This is a genomic window from Paenarthrobacter sp. 10L412, assembly GCF_056395565.1.
The window spans coordinates 337,740-353,242 of sequence record NZ_JBFTJT010000007.1; the positions used below are offsets into that span (position 1 = coordinate 337,740).

General features: G+C 62.4%; 15 protein-coding genes. 7 read left to right on the top strand and 8 right to left on the bottom strand.

Annotation, left to right across the window (positions count from 1 at the left end; genetic code table 11):
- Positions 1-61: 61 nt before the first annotated feature.
- Positions 62-1,480 (top strand): MFS transporter, encoded by a 1,419-nt coding sequence (locus tag AC1DD7_RS11840; protein WP_477515107.1) that lies wholly within the window; start codon positions 62-64, stop codon positions 1,478-1,480.
- Positions 1,481-1,542: 62 nt separating this feature from the next.
- Here AC1DD7_RS11840 and AC1DD7_RS11845 read toward each other — a convergent pair whose 3' ends face one another.
- Entirely contained in the window at positions 1,543-2,511 is a 969-nt protein-coding gene (locus AC1DD7_RS11845; protein ID WP_477515108.1) for an AraC-like ligand-binding domain-containing protein, read from the bottom strand.
- Between the two features lie 236 nt (positions 2,512-2,747).
- Between AC1DD7_RS11845 and AC1DD7_RS11850 the strand changes: the two genes are divergently transcribed.
- The gene (locus AC1DD7_RS11850) at positions 2,748-4,223 is read left to right on the top strand and encodes an APC family permease (RefSeq protein ID WP_477515109.1); all 1,476 of its coding nucleotides are present in this window, start codon (positions 2,748-2,750) and stop codon (positions 4,221-4,223) included.
- Positions 4,224-4,311: 88 nt separating this feature from the next.
- On the opposite strand, the gene AC1DD7_RS11855 is transcribed toward AC1DD7_RS11850, so the two are convergent.
- Positions 4,312-5,058 (bottom strand): IclR family transcriptional regulator, encoded by a 747-nt coding sequence (locus tag AC1DD7_RS11855; RefSeq protein WP_477515110.1) that lies wholly within the window; start codon positions 5,056-5,058, stop codon positions 4,312-4,314.
- A 248-nt stretch (positions 5,059-5,306) separates the two neighbouring features.
- Here AC1DD7_RS11855 and AC1DD7_RS11860 point away from each other — a divergent pair, with 248 nt between their 5' ends.
- A complete protein-coding gene (locus AC1DD7_RS11860) occupies positions 5,307-6,641 on the top strand; it encodes an MFS transporter (RefSeq protein WP_431115599.1) in 1,335 nt (444 codons plus the stop codon).
- Between the two features lie 85 nt (positions 6,642-6,726).
- On the opposite strand, the gene AC1DD7_RS11865 is transcribed toward AC1DD7_RS11860, so the two are convergent.
- Positions 6,727-7,410, bottom strand: a complete 684-nt coding sequence (locus AC1DD7_RS11865; protein ID WP_477515111.1) for a phosphoribosyltransferase — start codon at positions 7,408-7,410, stop codon at positions 6,727-6,729.
- 69 nt (positions 7,411-7,479) lie between these two features.
- Here AC1DD7_RS11865 and AC1DD7_RS11870 point away from each other — a divergent pair, with 69 nt between their 5' ends.
- Positions 7,480-7,893: a MarR family transcriptional regulator gene (locus AC1DD7_RS11870; RefSeq protein ID WP_477515112.1), complete on the top strand. Its 414-nt coding sequence runs from the start codon at positions 7,480-7,482 to the stop codon at positions 7,891-7,893.
- Positions 7,894-7,907: 14 nt separating this feature from the next.
- Here the strand turns inward: AC1DD7_RS11870 and AC1DD7_RS11875 are convergent, their stop codons facing one another.
- From AC1DD7_RS11875 to AC1DD7_RS11895, 5 genes are all read right to left on the bottom strand, one after another.
- On the bottom strand, positions 7,908-8,738 hold the full coding sequence (locus tag AC1DD7_RS11875) for an alpha/beta fold hydrolase (RefSeq protein WP_477515113.1): 831 nt from the start codon (positions 8,736-8,738) through the stop codon (positions 7,908-7,910).
- Between the two features lies 1 nt (position 8,739).
- Positions 8,740-9,069, bottom strand: a complete 330-nt coding sequence (locus tag AC1DD7_RS11880) for a biotin/lipoyl-containing protein (RefSeq protein WP_431115594.1) — start codon at positions 9,067-9,069, stop codon at positions 8,740-8,742.
- Positions 9,062-10,147, bottom strand: coding sequence for an alpha-ketoacid dehydrogenase subunit beta (locus AC1DD7_RS11885; RefSeq protein WP_477515114.1), 1,086 nt, complete (start codon positions 10,145-10,147; stop codon positions 9,062-9,064). The genes AC1DD7_RS11880 and AC1DD7_RS11885 overlap by 8 nt, the downstream gene beginning before the upstream one ends.
- On the bottom strand, positions 10,140-11,192 hold the full coding sequence (locus tag AC1DD7_RS11890) for a thiamine pyrophosphate-dependent enzyme (RefSeq protein WP_477515115.1): 1,053 nt from the start codon (positions 11,190-11,192) through the stop codon (positions 10,140-10,142). The genes AC1DD7_RS11885 and AC1DD7_RS11890 overlap by 8 nt, the downstream gene beginning before the upstream one ends.
- Positions 11,193-11,330: 138 nt before the next feature.
- On the bottom strand, positions 11,331-12,716 hold the full coding sequence (locus AC1DD7_RS11895) for an amino acid permease (RefSeq protein WP_477515116.1): 1,386 nt from the start codon (positions 12,714-12,716) through the stop codon (positions 11,331-11,333).
- 176 nt (positions 12,717-12,892) lie between these two features.
- Between AC1DD7_RS11895 and AC1DD7_RS11900 the strand changes: the two genes are divergently transcribed.
- The 3 genes from AC1DD7_RS11900 (at position 12,893) to nadA (ending at position 15,501) form a co-directional block, all read left to right on the top strand.
- On the top strand, positions 12,893-13,366 hold the full coding sequence (locus AC1DD7_RS11900) for an Lrp/AsnC family transcriptional regulator (protein WP_216923913.1): 474 nt from the start codon (positions 12,893-12,895) through the stop codon (positions 13,364-13,366).
- A gap of 111 nt (positions 13,367-13,477) precedes the next feature.
- Positions 13,478-14,197: an NUDIX hydrolase gene (locus AC1DD7_RS11905; RefSeq protein ID WP_431115590.1), complete on the top strand. Its 720-nt coding sequence runs from the start codon at positions 13,478-13,480 to the stop codon at positions 14,195-14,197.
- A complete protein-coding gene (gene nadA / locus AC1DD7_RS11910; RefSeq protein ID WP_431115589.1) occupies positions 14,194-15,501 on the top strand; it encodes a quinolinate synthase NadA in 1,308 nt (435 codons plus the stop codon). Before AC1DD7_RS11905 ends, nadA begins: the two co-directional genes overlap by 4 nt.
- The last annotated feature ends 2 nt before the right edge of the window (positions 15,502-15,503 follow it).

Below are 15,503 nucleotides of genomic sequence, written 5' to 3' on the forward strand. Positions count from 1 at the left end.
TACACCGGGTTGCGCGCATCGGGAGGAGGGACGATGCGCAGACTTTAGCGAACCCGGAATAATGGAAAAATCTTCTTTGGCTTCAAAGCCATTGCCTTCGCAGCCAACCGCCACCTCGTCCACGCATCGATCCCGTCTGCCCGGGAGGTTTGCGCGGCTGCCCGAACTCGCCGGGCCAGGGTTCCTGCCCCTCGGCCTCTTCGCAAGACTCCCGTTGGCAATGCTCACGGTGGGAACACTGACCTTGGTTACAGCAGTGAGTCATTCCTACGCAATCGGTGGCATGGCTGCGGGGGCAGTGGGCATAGGTTCAGCCGTCGGCGCCCCTGTCCTCGGCTCGCTGGCCGACCGCGCCGGCCAACGCATCGTTTTGCTTGTCGCAGCAGTTGTTAACACCTTGGCCGTCCTCGGCCTTCTTGCTGCTGCCTACGTGACCCCAAGTTATGTCTCCGTGCTCGACGCTACGGGCGTGCTCGTGGCAGGTTTCCTCGCCGGGGCGAGTTGCCCGCAGGTTGGCCCCATGGCCCGTGTTCGCTGGATGGCGTTGACCACCCGGAACCTGTCGTCAGCCCGCCAGGCCAGTGTTTCCACAAAAGATGTTGCTGGAAAGGAAGCGGGAATTCCCGCGAGCGGCGGCCGGAGCGTCGCGGCCAGCCGTGCCGATCTGGACACGGCACTTTCCTATGAGGGCACGGCTGATGAGGTTACCTTCGTGCTCGGACCGGCCTTGGTTGGAATTCTGGCGAGCCTCATTGCACCTTGGCTGCCCCTGGCCCTGGCAGCGGTCATGACCATCACGCTTGTACCAGCTTTCGCCGTCCACCCCAGCCAGCAGGCCGTGGTGCCGGCACCGCGTAAGGCTGCTGCCGCCGTCGTGGGTAGTTCCAGTGAACCCACAGCAAAGCGAGGGAACCGCTGGGCCGGGGCCGTCGTGGCTGTGCCGGTTGTGGCAATGGTGTGCATGGGCACCTTTTTTGGTGCTACGCAGAATGCCCTGAGCGCCTTTTCTGCCCAGTACGCTACAGCGGAAATTGCTGGCCTCCTCTACTCCGTGATGGGTTTGAGCTCGGCCGTCGCGGCGCTGTCCGTAGCGTTCTGGCCGCAGCGCTTTAGTCTTGCCGCCCGGTGGGTTGCTGCGGCCCTTGCGATGTCATTGTTCGCAGTGCTGCTGCTGGTTCCCGGGGGCCTCTGGCCCATGGTCTTCGTGCTGCTGTTGCTGGGAATCCCGGTGGGTCCGGTCATGGTCACGGTGTTCAGCATCGGTGGCGTGGTGGCCCCTGCCGGCCGAATGGCTACGGTGATGACAGCCCTGGCCAGTGGGATCGTAGCCGGCACCGCACTTGGTTCCTACCTTGCCGGGCAGTTGGCGCAGACGCAGGGGCCCGGTGCAGCCTTCGTCGTATCCATGGCTGCCGCAGCTGGCCTGTTGGTGCTGGGAGTGCTGACTTACCTGGTCATGAAGCGTCGGCCTCAGGCGTAGCCCAGTACTCAGGCGTTCCAGCTGCCCGACGTCGGACCCCAGGTTCCCGGCGAACGGTCACCTCAGTGGCTGTTGCGGTAGCCGGTGGGGGAGTTGCCGAAGGCAGCCCGGAAGATCCGGCTGAAGTGGGCTGCGTCAGTGAATCCCCACCGCGCCGCAATGGCCGTGACGGGCCGGTCTGCCAGGACCGGGTCCAGGAGGTCGCGCCTGCAGCGTTCGAGCCTGCGCTGCCGGATGGACGCTGCCACGGTGGTGCCGATCTCCTGGAAAAGATCGTGCAAGTGTCGGGTGGAGATGTAGTGCGCGGCGGCTATGGTTCCCGGGGAAAGCTCAGGGTCACCCAGATTCGCCTCGATGTAGTCATGGATACGGCCCAGCAGGAGGAGATGGGGATCGCGGCCTGTCTCGATGAGCTGGTCCAGTTCCCCGTTGAACAGGGTGGTGACCAGGTCCAATGCGTTATGGACCAGACGGAGGCCATTTGCCCCTGAAAGGGCTTCGAGGTTATCGGCCAGCCTTACCAGGAAGGGGCTGATGAGCTCGCCGAGGCCTTCGTCCCCCGGAATCCGGAGGGCCGTTACGTGGCCCATCGCTTCGGCTGGCAAGTCCAGGAGGACGTGCGGGAACATCAAGACCAAGGTGCGGAAGTCGTCGTCGAACGTTAGTTCGTAAGGGCGGGAGGTGTCGTAGATGGCGAGGTCCCCGGGGCCGAGCACCGCTTCGCGTTCGTCCTGAACCAGGCGGCCAGAGCCGGAGAGCTGGATGCTGAGCTTGAAGAAGCGTCCGGTGGACTTGGCGATCAACTCAGGCGTTCGCAGCACCGTATGGGGACCAGACGTTATTTCGACCACGGAGATTTGACCCAGGACCCGGGCCCGCATGGTCCCGTGGAAGCGGGCGTCTTTGGCGTCTTTAGGGGCTTTGGCCAGCAACGGCACGAAGGATGCTGAGATGGCCCGGCTCCATTCCTGGAAGGAATCCGCCACCACTGTGTGCACGGTTGCGGGGCCGGTTTCAGCCGCGACGGTCATCAAATTCCCTTTCAATGCCCGCCGTACCTGATGGCACCGGTACAGAATGCCACCAGCGCGGACGTGAGCTTGCCCACGATTCTACACCGGGGGACTTTACGCGGGCTGTGCTTGCGTGCACCGACAAGCACCTTGCCGTGTGAGACAAGTCACGCAGCGCCTTGTCGGAGGAAGATTGCGGAATGACCGACACCGTGCCGCGCAATCTCCGTCCGGCACCGAGGCAGGAGCACACTATGAGCGTGGATAACCCCGTCAAGGGCAAGATCGCTGGGCCCGCAGACACCAAGAGGCGTCTGGGCGTCCCGGCCGTGACCTTTATGATTATTGCGGCCTCCGCGCCGCTGACCGTCCTTGCGGGCGGCGTGACCACCACTTTCGCTGTCACCGGGGTAACGGGTGTCCCCCTTTCGTTCTTGATTCTCGGCGGGATCCTGGCACTCTTCGCAGTCGGGTATGCGGCCATGAGCCGTTACGTCACCAACGCCGGCGCCTTCTACGCCTACATTGCCCAAGGCATTTCCAGGCCGGCCGGCGTTGGAGCCTCGCTGGTCGCGTTGATGGCCTACAACCTCATGCAGGTAGGCATCTATGGGCTCTTCGGCTTCACCGTTTCCTCACTGCTCTCGGCAAGGCTGGGCATCAGCGTTCCCTGGTGGATCCCGGTGCTGGTCTGCATCGCAATTGTCGGCTGGTTGGGCGTTAACCGGGTGGATCTCTCCGCAAAGGTGCTGGGTGTCCTGGTGGCCCTGGAATTCCTCGTGGTCATCGCCTATGACCTCATCAGCCTTGCCGTGGCCCCCGAAGGAGTCTCTGCAGCCTCATTCAGCCCTGAAAGCCTTTTCGTCCCGGGCATCGGCGCAGTCCTTTCCTTCGGAATCGCCGCCTTCATGGGCTTTGAATCCGCAGCCATCTATGGCGAAGAGTCAAAAGATCCCAAGCGCACTGTTGCCCGTGCTACCTTCGCAGCGGTTGCCATCATCGCCCTCTTCTATGCCGCCTCAGCCTGGGCTATGACCGTAGGCGCAGGCCCATCCGCAGTCATTGAAACAGCCACCAACAGCGGCCCGGACATGATCTTCGCCTTCCTGGGTACCAACGGAGGCGTGCTCTTGAGCGATATAGCGCAGATCCTGTTCGTGACCAGCCTGTTCGCTTCGCTGGTCAGCTTCCACAACGCCGTCGCACGATACTTCTTCTCACTTGGCAGGGAGCGCGTCATCCCGCCGTTCTTCGCAGCTGTCCGCGAAGGGAGCGGAGCACCCTTCGGGGGGTCGCTGGCGCAAACGGTGATTGCCGTCGTCGTGACTGTTGCCTTCGCCATCGCGGGATCGGGATCTGAACTAGGTGAACTGTATCCAGTGCTGACCATGTTTACGTGGCTAACCAACAGCGGCGCCATGGGCCTGGTCCTGCTCATGACCGTCGTGTCCGTCGCCGTCATTGGTTTCTTCCGCCGGAAGCGGCATGGTGCCAGCCTCTGGGTGCGGGTTGTTGCGCCTGGCCTTGGCTTTGTTCTCCTGGCGATAGTGTTTCTGCTCATCCTTGCCAACTTCAACGTCCTGCTCGGTCAGACGGAATCGACGGCGGCAACGTTCGTCCTGCCGCTGGTGGTTTTGCTGCCGGGTCTGGTGGGAATCGTGTGGGGGCTCCGCCTGCGGCGCTCGCAGCCCGCGCTCTATGCCCGGATCGGACACGGCTCGGAAGACTGAGGCCGCTTCGAACGCCGAAGCACTGCACACAAGAAAGCCCCGGCGGGTGCCGGGGCTTTCTTCGTGTTGAATATTGGGTTCCCGCGGTTCAGGCCAGCTGGCCCTCAATCCTCATAGCGCCCGCAGCCAACTCCTTACCCACGGCGTCGGCGTCCTGGTCGAGGCGGATGTAGACGACTGCGATTGCGGCCGGCCGTCCGCCCGGGACGTGGATGGGGGCGGCGATTGATGACAACCCGGCGATGACTTCGTCATGGCTGGTGGCGTAGCCGGTGAGTCGGGCTTCGTGCGCTTCGGGGCGGTAGGGGATACCCGCTCCTACTTGGCGCCAACGGTCCTCGGTCATGGTCGACTGGATGGCGATACCGGGTGCGCCAACACCGATGGGATGGCGGCTCCCCGGATGCTGAGCGAGTGCGGCGCCTGAATGGCGGGGTTCCACGGTGACCAGGGTGACGCATTCCTGGTGGTCCCAAACAGCCAGGAAAGCGGTCATGTGCAGGGTATTCGCCAGCTGGGTGAGCTCGGGCAAAGCAGCTGTTTGCAGGTTGCGCGAGACGCCACGTGCCAGCACCGCCAGTCCGGGACCCGGCTGGACGCGGCCTGAATCGTCCCTGATCAACAGCGAGTGGTCCTCCAGCGTCCGGAGGATGCGGTAGGCCACAGAGCGGTGCACCCCCAGGGCCTCGGCGAGTTCGGCAATGCTGAGCGGGCGTTCGGCTTCGGCAAGGATCTCCAGTGCGCGGATTCCCCGTGAGAGGGTTTGCGACGGCGGGGCCTGGCTTGCTGCTTCCTGCGGACTCTTGACGTCGCTGCGGGGACTCATGCGAACCATCCTATGTTTGCTGGTGACGGCATGCGGCGGACAACTCTTGTGTTGCACGCCCCATCAGGATATCGTTCCATATACGAAATGGCTATTCAACTATAGAACAGTGTTGTTCTTGAGCTTCATTGCTTCTCGTTGTGCCGAGACAAATGCTGTGCGCTGGGTCACGGCATGTAGTAGTCTTTCCTAACTGACCGTTCTGTCGGTTAATGCAAGTCACGCACCGACCAGTCACTCTCACCCCTGGAGTTCCAATGACCGCAACTTCCACTGTCGACTCTGCATCGGGCCCAAGCAGTAAGCGCGAAGAGCGCCGGGTCCTGGCGGGGACTTTGGTCGGCACCACCATCGAGTGGTACGACTTCTTTATCTTTGCCCAGCTCACGGCAACGCTGTTGTCGCCGCTGTTCCTGACTCCGCTGGAAAAGTCGAACCCAGGAGTGGCGCAAATTCTGTCCTTCGCCACCATTGGCATCAGCTTTCTCTTCCGGCCACTCGGCGCCTTCGTTGCCGGACACCTCGGCGACAGGCTGGGACGCAAGGCAGTCCTGGTCATGACACTTGTCATGATGGGGGCGGCGACGGCGCTGATCGGCGTGCTGCCTACCTACGGGACAATCGGGCTTTGGGCTCCGATCCTGCTGATCACCCTGCGGGTGGTCCAGGGCTTCTCAGCCGGTGGCGAGTGGGGCGGCGCCGCCCTGATGGCTGTGGAACACGCTCCCATCTCCAAGCGCGGACTCTTCGGTGCTTACCCGCAGATCGGTGTGCCCATCGGCATGATCTTGGCAACCGGCCTCCTGTTCTTCCTTCAGTCGGGCATGTCAAAGGAAGACTTTGCCGCCTGGGGTTGGCGTGTGCCGTTCCTGCTCTCCGTGGTCCTGATTGTGGTGGGCTACCTCATCCGCCGCGCAGTCGGGGAAAGCCCCGTCTTTAAGGAAATCGCGCAGCGCAAGGCGGAAAGCAAGGCGCCCCTGAGCGAGCTGTTCCGGAATAACAAGAAGGAGGTAATCCTCGCGGCACTTATCTTCATCGCCAACAACGCCGCAGGCTACCTGTTGATCGCCTTCTTTATCTCCTACGCCACCAAGGCGCTGAAGATGCCGGCGCCGCAGGTCCTCCTCGCCACCACGGTTGCCTCCTTCGGCTGGCTCATCTTCACGATGGTGGGAGGCTGGCTTTCGGACAAGATTGGCCGCGTAAAGACGTTCCTGCTCGGTTACGGCCTGGTGTTCGCGTGGATGATCCCCATGTTTGCTTTGATCGATTCCAAGGACATCGTGCTCTACGGAACAGCTTTGTTCGTCCTCACCATTGGGCTTGGCCTGTCCTATGGACCCATGTCAGCCATGTACGCCGAGATGTTCCCTGCACACGTCCGCTACTCGGGAATCTCCATCGGCTACGCCTTGGGTGCCATTCTCGGTGGTGCCTTCGCCCCGTTGATTGCCCAGGCTTTGTTGGACGCGACCAAATGGTCCGGATCGGTGGGCCTGTACATCATGGGCCTGTGCATCATCTCAGCGGTGGGCGTGATTCTTGCCAAGGAAACCAAGGGCCGTCCCCTCGGCTTCAGTGTTCATCACTAGGCCAACTAGAGATCCAGTCCAGCAACACATTGATTCTCCGGGCGGGCGCGGTTGTGAAACCGGGCCCGCCTCGGGCGTTAAGCAGCTATTTCGCCCTCGGGGCCTCTGCGCCTTCCAGCTGCTCCACGACGTCGTCGTCCGTCAACTGTTCAAAACGCTCGTAAAACGAGCCAACAGCATGGAATTTGCCTGGCGTGTGCAGTGCCATCATGAAGTCGCAGACCCGTGCCAAGGATGTTGCGGCTTCCAGCGATGCCACGGGCACGGCGGCGACCACAGTGCGGGCACCTGATGCCCGCACGGCCTCCACGGCAGCACGCATTGTTGCGCCGGTGGCCAGGCCATCGTCCACCAGAATGACGGTCTTGCCCCGAAGGTCGTTCTCGATTCCCGGGTACTGCCTTGCGCGCCGAAGCAGCTCGGCGCGTTCATGTGCCTCTACTGCATCCAACGCGGCTTGGCTGATGCCATGGGCAAGGACATGTTCCTTGAGCGGCTTGTTGACGATGCGGACGACGTCGCCCTGGCACCACGCCAGTGCGCCGTAGGCAGTCTCCTCGCGGCCAGGTATCCCCAGTTTGCGGACCAAAATCGTACCGAAGGGCAAGTACAACCCGGAGGAGGCCGCCACGGCCAGCGGGACACCTCCACGCGCCAGACCAAGGACGATCGTGTCTGGCCGTTCCCTGAACTGGGGGAGTCCTTCGGCCAGGCGCCGGCCGGCTTCCGTCCGGTCCTTGAAACGCATGCCCATTTGCCCCACTTCCACGTAATTTGGCTGCTTCCAGCCTACCGTTCAAAGCTTGCCGGGTGAGGCATCCGCTGGAAGCATGGGCTTGTGAACAAGCCCATTGGATATTGGATCAAGAGGCTCGACGCCGCGCTGGAACTCCAACTCGATGCCACGCTGGCCCGGGTCAAGCTGAGCCGGCGGCAGTGGCAGACCCTGGGCACTTTGGCAGAGGGAACCGTCCGTCCTGATGAGCTGGATGAGATCCTGCGCCCGTTCTGGGCCAATGACACGCGCCTGCGGGAGCGGGAGCTTGCCTCGTTGGTGGGTAGGGGCATGATCACTATGATCGATGACCGACTGGCGCTCAGCGAGCTCGGCCGCGAAAAATACCACGAAGCCCTCCGCTATGTGGAAGCCGCCCGCCAGGACCTTTCCATGGGCATAGGAATCGATGAATATGCCATGGCGTTGAGCGTCCTGGAACGAATGAGCCTTAACGCGGAGCGGTTGAGCCGTTAGCGCCGGCGCAATCGCTACACGCCAAGGAATTCGATGGCAGCTTCCTTGAAAGCCCTGCTTGTGATCACGTTCGTGTGGGTGCGTCCCGGGACCACAAGGGTCTCCACCAAGGCCCCCCGCTTGCCGGCCAGGTGCGCGAGTTCGGGCATGGTGGCCGCGCGATCATCTTTTTCGCCGGCAACCAGGAGGATAGGCACGTGCGGTGCAGCCTCGGCAGGATCGAACGGTTCACCCTTGATGGCCTCGATGAGCGAAAGCAGCGCGAACAGGTCATTGCTGGGCAACAATTGAGCCATTTTCAGCAGCCCGGCGGTTGACTGGTCCTCAACGGGTGTGCCATCAGCCAAGTGCCGCTGCGCGGCAGCGAGGTCGAAAGCTGCCAACGGATCCGCTGAGCTGGGTCCGCCCAGGACGATGCGGTGTACCAGGTCCGGCTGGGTCGCGGCGAACTCCCAGGCCAGCCGGGACCCCAAGGAGTAGCCCACGATGTCCAGTCCTGTGGACGGATCGCCGTCGCGCAATGGCCGCGCTCCGGCGTCCGTGGCGATCTGGAGGAGGTCGGCTCGGATCCGGCTGGGGGTGTACGAGTCCAGGTCCTCGGGGGAGTGGCTCCTGCCGTGGCCTGGCAGGTCCACGGTAATGACCCGGCGTCCGGCGTCCTGGAGGGCCGTGATCCAGCCGCTGTCCGTCCAATTTAGTTTGCTGGATGAGGAAAAACCGTGGATCAACAGGACAGGTCGTAGTCCGGCATCGGTGGTGGGTTCATGCACTTCAACGAACAATTCGGGGTCGGTGCCCTCAACTGTGTGCCTGTGCTGTTCCACGGTGTGTCTGCCGGTCATCATGTCAGTCCTCATCGAGTACGGCGCTCAGGCGGACCCGGCGCTTGGGTGCTTCGTCCTTCGGAACCGTGCCCACGATTCCGGCGGTGTCATCCGGTACCTCGAACACGATCAGCGGTTCGCCGACGTTGATGGTCTCGCCCGGCGCCCCGTGAATACGCACCACTTTACCCGCCTGCGGGCTGGGCAATTCGAGTGCGGACTTGCTCGTTTCCAGCTCCACAATGGGCTGGTTGCGCTCCACCTGTTGGCCCGGCGATACGAGCCAATCCAGGACGGTCGCTTCGATGAGGCCTTCGCCCAGATCCGGGAGCGGGAAGGAAAGTTCAGCCACGGCGGTACTCCAGTACGCGTTGGATCCCAAAGAGGATGCGGTCGATGTTGGGAATGTATTCGTCCTCCAGGTCACCGGAGGGATAGGGTACGTCGAATCCGGTCACGCGCTCCACGGGCGCCTTCAGCGTTTGGAAGCAATGCTGCGTGATCAGTTGGGCGACCTCGGCGCCAAGGCCTGAGGTCAAGGGAGCCTCGTGGACGACGACGGCGCGGCGCGTCTTTCCGACGGACCTCGCCAGGGCTTCGGCGTCGATTGGCTTCAGCCAACGCAGGTCCAGGACTTCGACGTCGATGCCGTCTTCCGCTGCGAGTTCGGCAACTTGGAGACATCGTGCCACCATGGCGCCCCACGCGACGAGTGTCAGGTGACGGCCTTCCCGCGCAACCCGGGCGCCGGTGAGGCTGCCGGCGTCGTCCATGCCGGCGTCGGGGGTTGCTTGACCGGGAGCAGGACTGTTGAGGTCTACCGGACCCTTCTGCCAGTAGCGGGACTTGGGCTCCATGAAGATGACGGGATCCGGCCGTGTGGCTGCGTACTTGAGGAGGTGATAGGCGTCGTGTGGGGTGGAAGGCGAAACCACCTTCAGTCCGGGGACGTGCGCAAACAGCGCTTCAAGGCTTTCGCCGTGGTGTTCCGGAGCGCGGATTCCGCCGAAGCTGGGAACCCTGAGCGTGATGGGCATGGGGAGCGTGCCGCGGCTGCGGTAGTTCATCCGCGCGATTTGGCACACGATCTGGTTGATGGCGGGGTAGGCGAAACCGTCGAACTGTACTTCGGGGATGGGGTGGAAGCCTGCCATGGCCAGTCCCACCGACATGCCGAGGATGGCGGACTCGGCCAGCGGGGTGTCGAAGACCCGTTCTTCGCCGTGTTTGGCCTGCAGGCCGTCGGTAATCCGGAAAACGCCGCCCAATCGGCCGCAGTCCTCGCCGAAGATCACCGTTTTGGGATTGTCGGCCAGGATCTCGTCAAGCGCGCGGTTCAGTGCTTGCTGCATGGAAAGGTGCAGGACGGGTTCGGTGTCCATCGTGACCGACCCGGGAGCGAACGATAGTGCCGTGGCTGTCTCAGACATGTTCGGACTCCTTGCGCCAGTCACTGGCCTGGGATTGAAGGGTGGGCGTTGGTTCCTGGAAGACGAGGCTGAACATCTCGGCCCCGGGACGGGGCGCAAGGGCTTCGATGCCCGCGCGAATGGCTTCCTCTTCCTCCTGGGCCTGCTGCTGTGCATCGGCGAAGAATGCGTTATCCGCAATGCCGTCGTCGAGGAGGCGCTGTTTGAAGCGCTCAAGGGGATCTTCGCCGGCACCGAGCCGTTCCTCTTCCAGGGTGCGGTAACGCCCGGGGTCGTCCGCCGTGGAGTGGGGCCCACGGCGGTAGGTCATCGCTTCGATGACGACAGGACCGTTACCGGCGCGGCAATGGGCAAAAGCCGAACGTGTGGCCTCATGGACTGCGACGACGTCGTTGCCGTCCACCTGCAGGGAAGGAATCCCGTATCCGGCCGCCCGCGCAGCGACTGAGCCGCCGGCAACCTGGCGTTCGGTGGGGACGGAGATTGCCCAGCCGTTGTTCTGGATGAAGAAGACCACTGGCGCCTTCATCACAGCAGCAAAGTTCATGGCCTCGTGGACATCGCCCTGGGAGGATGCTCCGTCGCCGAAGTATGTCATGGCAACGCCGCGTTCGTCGTCGGGCTTTCCGGAGAGGGTTTGGCCGTGCGCCCAGCCAACAGCATGCAATACCGATCCGGCCACTACAGCCTGGATGGGAGCGAAGCGGGATTCCAGCGGGTTGTACATTCCGCCATGCCACGTGGCTTTGTGCGTGGACATGTAGCCCACCATGTCCAGGCCCATTGCCCGGGCCACGCCCATCTCGCGATATGTGGGGAACACGAAGTCGCGCGTCCGGTCAACTGCATATCCGCTGCCTACCTGCGCGGCTTCCTGGCCAATCTGGGGCGCATAGCCGGGAATGATGCCCTGGCGTTGCCAGGCGACGGCTGCGGTGTCCAGGTGGCGGACGGAGGCCATCAGGGAATAGAGCTCACGAAGTTGTTCGTGCGTGAGCGGCGCGGCATCCTCATCGACGGCGGCGAGCACGTTGTTGGTAGTCATGGTTGTGACCCTAGTCACCAACAATGGGCGTGCGCAATCAGCTCAGTTTCAACGAAACACTTTGTACAATTTGGATACGCAAAGAGGTCCTGCGCAAAACAAATTGCGCAGGACCTCTTGGTTTCAATGAACAGGCGGCTACTTCGTATGCAGTGGCTGCTTGCCGGCCTTCGTCTTGGCGTTGAGGAAGCATCCTGCGGCGATAACCAGGATCAGGATGAAGGTGCCGATCAGCTGGCCGGCGCTCTCAGGGTTGGCAAAGCCCACCACGAGGATGATTCCCAACAGGACGATCCCCACGACCGTGAGGACCGGGAAGCCCTTCATGCGCAGCGGCAGCTCGGTTCCCTCGCGGTCCGCCCTGCGGCGCAGGATGAACTGCGAAACCAAAGCAGTGCCCCACACCACCAGGCATGTGGAGCCCACGAGGTTCAGGAGCGCCGGCAGTACGTGCTCGGGGAAGAGCAGCTCCAGGACGGTCGCGATGAAGCCGAAAGCAACGGAAATCCCGACGGCGGCTACCGGCACCTTGGAGGCGCTCAGCTTGGACAGGAAGCCAGGAGCCTCGCCCCGCTCTGACAGGGAGAAGATCATCCTTGAGGCGCCATACAGGTTGGCATTCAGGGCGGAAAGCAGGGCAACTACGGCCACCAGGGTGATGGCAGCGCCGGCACCAGGGATACCCGCGAGATCCAGTACGCCCGCGAAGGGGGACTTCAGTCCTTCCGAGCCAACGGGAAGAGCCGCTGCGATGACGAAAACAGAGCCGATGTAGAAGACCAGGATGCGCCAAACTACAGTCCGGATAGCCTTGCCGACGCTGTGCGCGGGGTTCTCTGTTTCGGCAGCGGCGACGCTGACGATTTCCGTTCCGCCGAAAGCGAAGATCACCACGAACAGAGCAGCCGCGATGCCGCCGATTCCGTTTGGGGCGAAGTCCCCAAAGGCCGACAGTCCCGGGGAGGCAACGTTGGGCAGCCAGCCGAACAGCAGGGCGGCGCCGATGAGGAGGAAGATGACGATTGCCGCGACTTTCAGAATCGCGAACCAGAATTCGAACTCGCCAAAGTTGCGGACACCTACGAGGTTGATGCCGGTGAACACCACCATGAACACCAGGGCGAGCACCCACACCGGAATCACCGGCCACACGGTGAAGAGCAGGCCTGCCGCGCCCAGTGCTTCGGCTGCGATGACCACCACCAGCTGCAGCCACCAGAGCCAGCCAATGGTGCCGCCAGCGGTCTTGCCCATGGCTTTTTCGGCGTAGACGGAGAATGCTCCGCTGTTGGGATTTGCGGCAGCCATCTCGCCCAGGGCCCACATGACCAGGATGATCAAGGTTCCTGCCACGAGGTAGGAGATCAGGACCGCCGGGCCGGCGGCCTGGATGCCTGCGCCGGAGCCGAGGAAGAGGCCCGCTCCGATGGCGCTCCCGAGCCCCATCATGGTGAGTTGGCGTGGCTTAAGAGAATGGCCAAGGCCGGATGTTTGGGCAGGAGCCGCGATGGACTTCGTTGTCATACGTGTCTACCTTCTATGGATTTCATACTCGGTGTAGCGAGCTTGCCTCTTGGGCTGAGCAAGCTGGGCGTCGACGACGCAGCAAGAGCCGTGGAATAATTCTCGCAGTTTGTAAGATACATCACTTTTTGCTGTGGCGATGTGATGGGTAAGAATCCCCGGGGACAGGAACTTTGATGCTGGTCGATGCGCTTGATGCAAAAATTGTACGTTTTTTCACTGATTCGCCGAGGTCCTCCGTGTTGGAGGCATCCCGGGTGCTGAGGGTTGCCAGGGCTACGGTGCAGTCCCGGATTGACCGGATGATCGAAAACGGGGTGATTGGCTCCTGGGTTCCCCAGCCGGATCCGGCCAACTTCGGCTTCCCTGTGGTGGCGTTCTGTTCGGTCACCATTACCCAGGAGATCGGTCACGACGCCATTATTCAGAGCCTTAGCGCCATCCCGGAGATCATTGAAGTGCACACCGTGACGGGAAATTCCGATTTGATGGTTCGCATCGCAGCGCGCTCAAATCCTGATATGCAGCGGGTGCTGGACGCGATGATCGCCACCAAATCCGTGGTACGTTGCTCCTCCGTCATCGTGCTAAACAGCCACATCCAGGGCCGCACCCTGCCGCTGATGGAAGCTGCCGCCAAGTCAGTGTGACGCAGGGCATTTTGCCAAGAGGCTGCAGAGTCGTACCATTAGTTCTAGTCAAGATGACTTTAACTAAGATTCCAGTGTGTGGAGGAAGTCTCCAGACGGCGACGAAGCGAGGTGAACGCCGTGAATCCGATCTCGGCGAACGTTGCTGAACGCCGCTTGGCGCCGCCGTCGTTGGCAATCTCAACGGTGATTTTCGCCCTCCGTCCCAGCGAAACATCGGGCCGCCCCACGCTCTGGCTGCCACTGGTGCGAAGGATCCGGGAACCCTACAAGGATTTGTGGGCCCTTCCCGGCGGGCCTTTGGCCCATGATGAATCCCTCCAGGACGCCGCATCGCGCAATCTTCGCGAAACCACAGGGCTGGCACCGCAGTACCTGGAGCAGCTCTACGCCTTCGGCGGTCTGCATCGCTCGCCCAGCCAGCGCGTCGTGTCGATCGTCTACTGGGCACTCGTCCAGCCAACCGAAGCCGCCCTCGCGGACGAATCGGAAAATGTGCGGTGGTTCCGGGCGGACAGGCTCGGCGAACTCGCCTTCGACCACAACGCGATTGTGGATTACGCACTCTGGCGTCTGCGCAACAAGATGGCCTACGGTTCCATCGCCTACCACCTGCTGGGAGAGTTCTTCACCCTCGCGCAGGTCCGTGAAGTCTACGAAGCAGTGCTGGACCGCCAACTGGATCCGGCAAACTTCCGCCGCCATATCAAAGCCACACCGGACATTGAAGAAACCGGTGAATACCTGCAGGGCGGAAAACACCGTCCGCCACGCCTCTACCGCTTCACCGGCACGCCCGGTCTCGGACCAGATAACAGGAGTACACCATGAGCAGCGTCAACACTGCCGTCCAGCTGATCACGCGGGAGGAAGCCGAGAAGGGCCTTTCCCGCGCAGGATCCACCTGCAGCCCGGCCCTGGCCAAAGGGCCCTGGGAGTACGACCTTGCCGAGGCTCTTGCCGGTGCCCCCGCTTACGGACCGGGAGCCTCCAGCAGCGACGTCGCTCCCAAGGAGACGCCGCGGCAGGGACAGCTCCCGGAAGAGTACAAGCGGGCGACGGATGCTGAACTGGATGCCCGTATCCGGGCTGCCAAAGAGACGCTCGGGGACCGCGCCGTGATCCTGGGCCACTTCTACCAGCGTGACGAAGTTATCCAGTACGCCGACTTCGTGGGTGACTCCTTCCAGCTCGCAAATGCTGCACTGACCAAGCCCGATGCTGAAGCCATCATCTTCTGCGGCGTCCACTTCATGGCTGAAACTGCGGACATCCTTTCCACGCCCGAACAGGCAGTCATCCTGCCCAACCTGGCGGCTGGCTGCTCCATGGCAGACATGGCTGATGAGGACTCCGTAGAGGAATGCTGGGAACAGCTCGAAGAAATCTTCGGCACGGACACCGACGCCCAGGGCCGCGTTCCGGTCATCCCCGTCACCTACATGAACTCCTCTGCTGCGCTGAAGGCCTTCTGTGGCCGCAACGGCGGAATTGTCTGCACCTCCTCCAACGCCAAAGTGGTCCTGGAATGGGCTTTCGAGCGTGGGCAGCGCGTCTTGTTCTTCCCCGACCAGCACCTGGGCCGCAACACTGCCAAGGCCCTGGGCGTCCCCCTGGAGCAGATGCCTATGTGGAACCCCCGCAAGGAACTGGGCGGCAACGACGAACAAACGCTGCTGGACTCCCGGGTGATCCTCTGGCACGGCTTCTGCTCGGTGCACAAGCGCTTCAACGTGGGCCAGATTGAAAAAGCCCGGCTCGACCACCCCGGCGTCAACGTGATCGTGCACCCCGAGTGCCCCATGGAAGTTGTGGATGCTGCCGATTCTGCAGGGTCCACCGACTTCATCAAGAAGGCCATCGCGGCGGCCACCGAACCCACCACCTTCGCCATTGGTACCGAAATCAACATGGTGAACCGGCTGGCTGCAGAAAACCCACAGCACACGATCTTCTGCCTGGACCCGGTGATCTGCCCCTGCTCCACCATGTACCGCATCCACCCGGGTTACCTCGCCTGGGTGCTTGAGGAACTCGTCGAAGGACGCATCGTCAACCGCATCACCGTGGATGACGCCGTACAGGACAACGCCAAAATTGCGCTGGAGCGCATGCTGGCGGCCAAGCCTGCCTAACC

Excerpts from the sequence above, each read along its gene's own strand:
- nadA (WP_431115589.1), top strand. The coding sequence starts at position 14,194 with ATGAGCAGCGTCAACACTGCCGTCCAGCTGATCACGCGGGAGGAAGCC.
- AC1DD7_RS11875 (WP_477515113.1), bottom strand. The coding sequence starts at position 8,738 with ATGATGACCGGCAGACACACCGTGGAACAGCACAGGCACACAGTTGAG.
- AC1DD7_RS11840 (WP_477515107.1), top strand. The coding sequence starts at position 62 with ATGGAAAAATCTTCTTTGGCTTCAAAGCCATTGCCTTCGCAGCCAACC.
- AC1DD7_RS11855 (WP_477515110.1), bottom strand. The coding sequence starts at position 5,058 with ATGGTTCGCATGAGTCCCCGCAGCGACGTCAAGAGTCCGCAGGAAGCA.
- AC1DD7_RS11900 (WP_216923913.1), top strand. The coding sequence starts at position 12,893 with ATGCTGGTCGATGCGCTTGATGCAAAAATTGTACGTTTTTTCACTGAT.
- AC1DD7_RS11885 (WP_477515114.1), bottom strand. The coding sequence starts at position 10,147 with ATGTCTGAGACAGCCACGGCACTATCGTTCGCTCCCGGGTCGGTCACG.
- AC1DD7_RS11850 (WP_477515109.1), top strand. The coding sequence starts at position 2,748 with ATGAGCGTGGATAACCCCGTCAAGGGCAAGATCGCTGGGCCCGCAGAC.
- AC1DD7_RS11845 (WP_477515108.1), bottom strand. The coding sequence starts at position 2,511 with ATGACCGTCGCGGCTGAAACCGGCCCCGCAACCGTGCACACAGTGGTG.
- AC1DD7_RS11860 (WP_431115599.1), top strand. The coding sequence starts at position 5,307 with ATGACCGCAACTTCCACTGTCGACTCTGCATCGGGCCCAAGCAGTAAG.
- AC1DD7_RS11895 (WP_477515116.1), bottom strand. The coding sequence starts at position 12,716 with ATGACAACGAAGTCCATCGCGGCTCCTGCCCAAACATCCGGCCTTGGC.
- AC1DD7_RS11890 (WP_477515115.1), bottom strand. The coding sequence starts at position 11,192 with ATGACTACCAACAACGTGCTCGCCGCCGTCGATGAGGATGCCGCGCCG.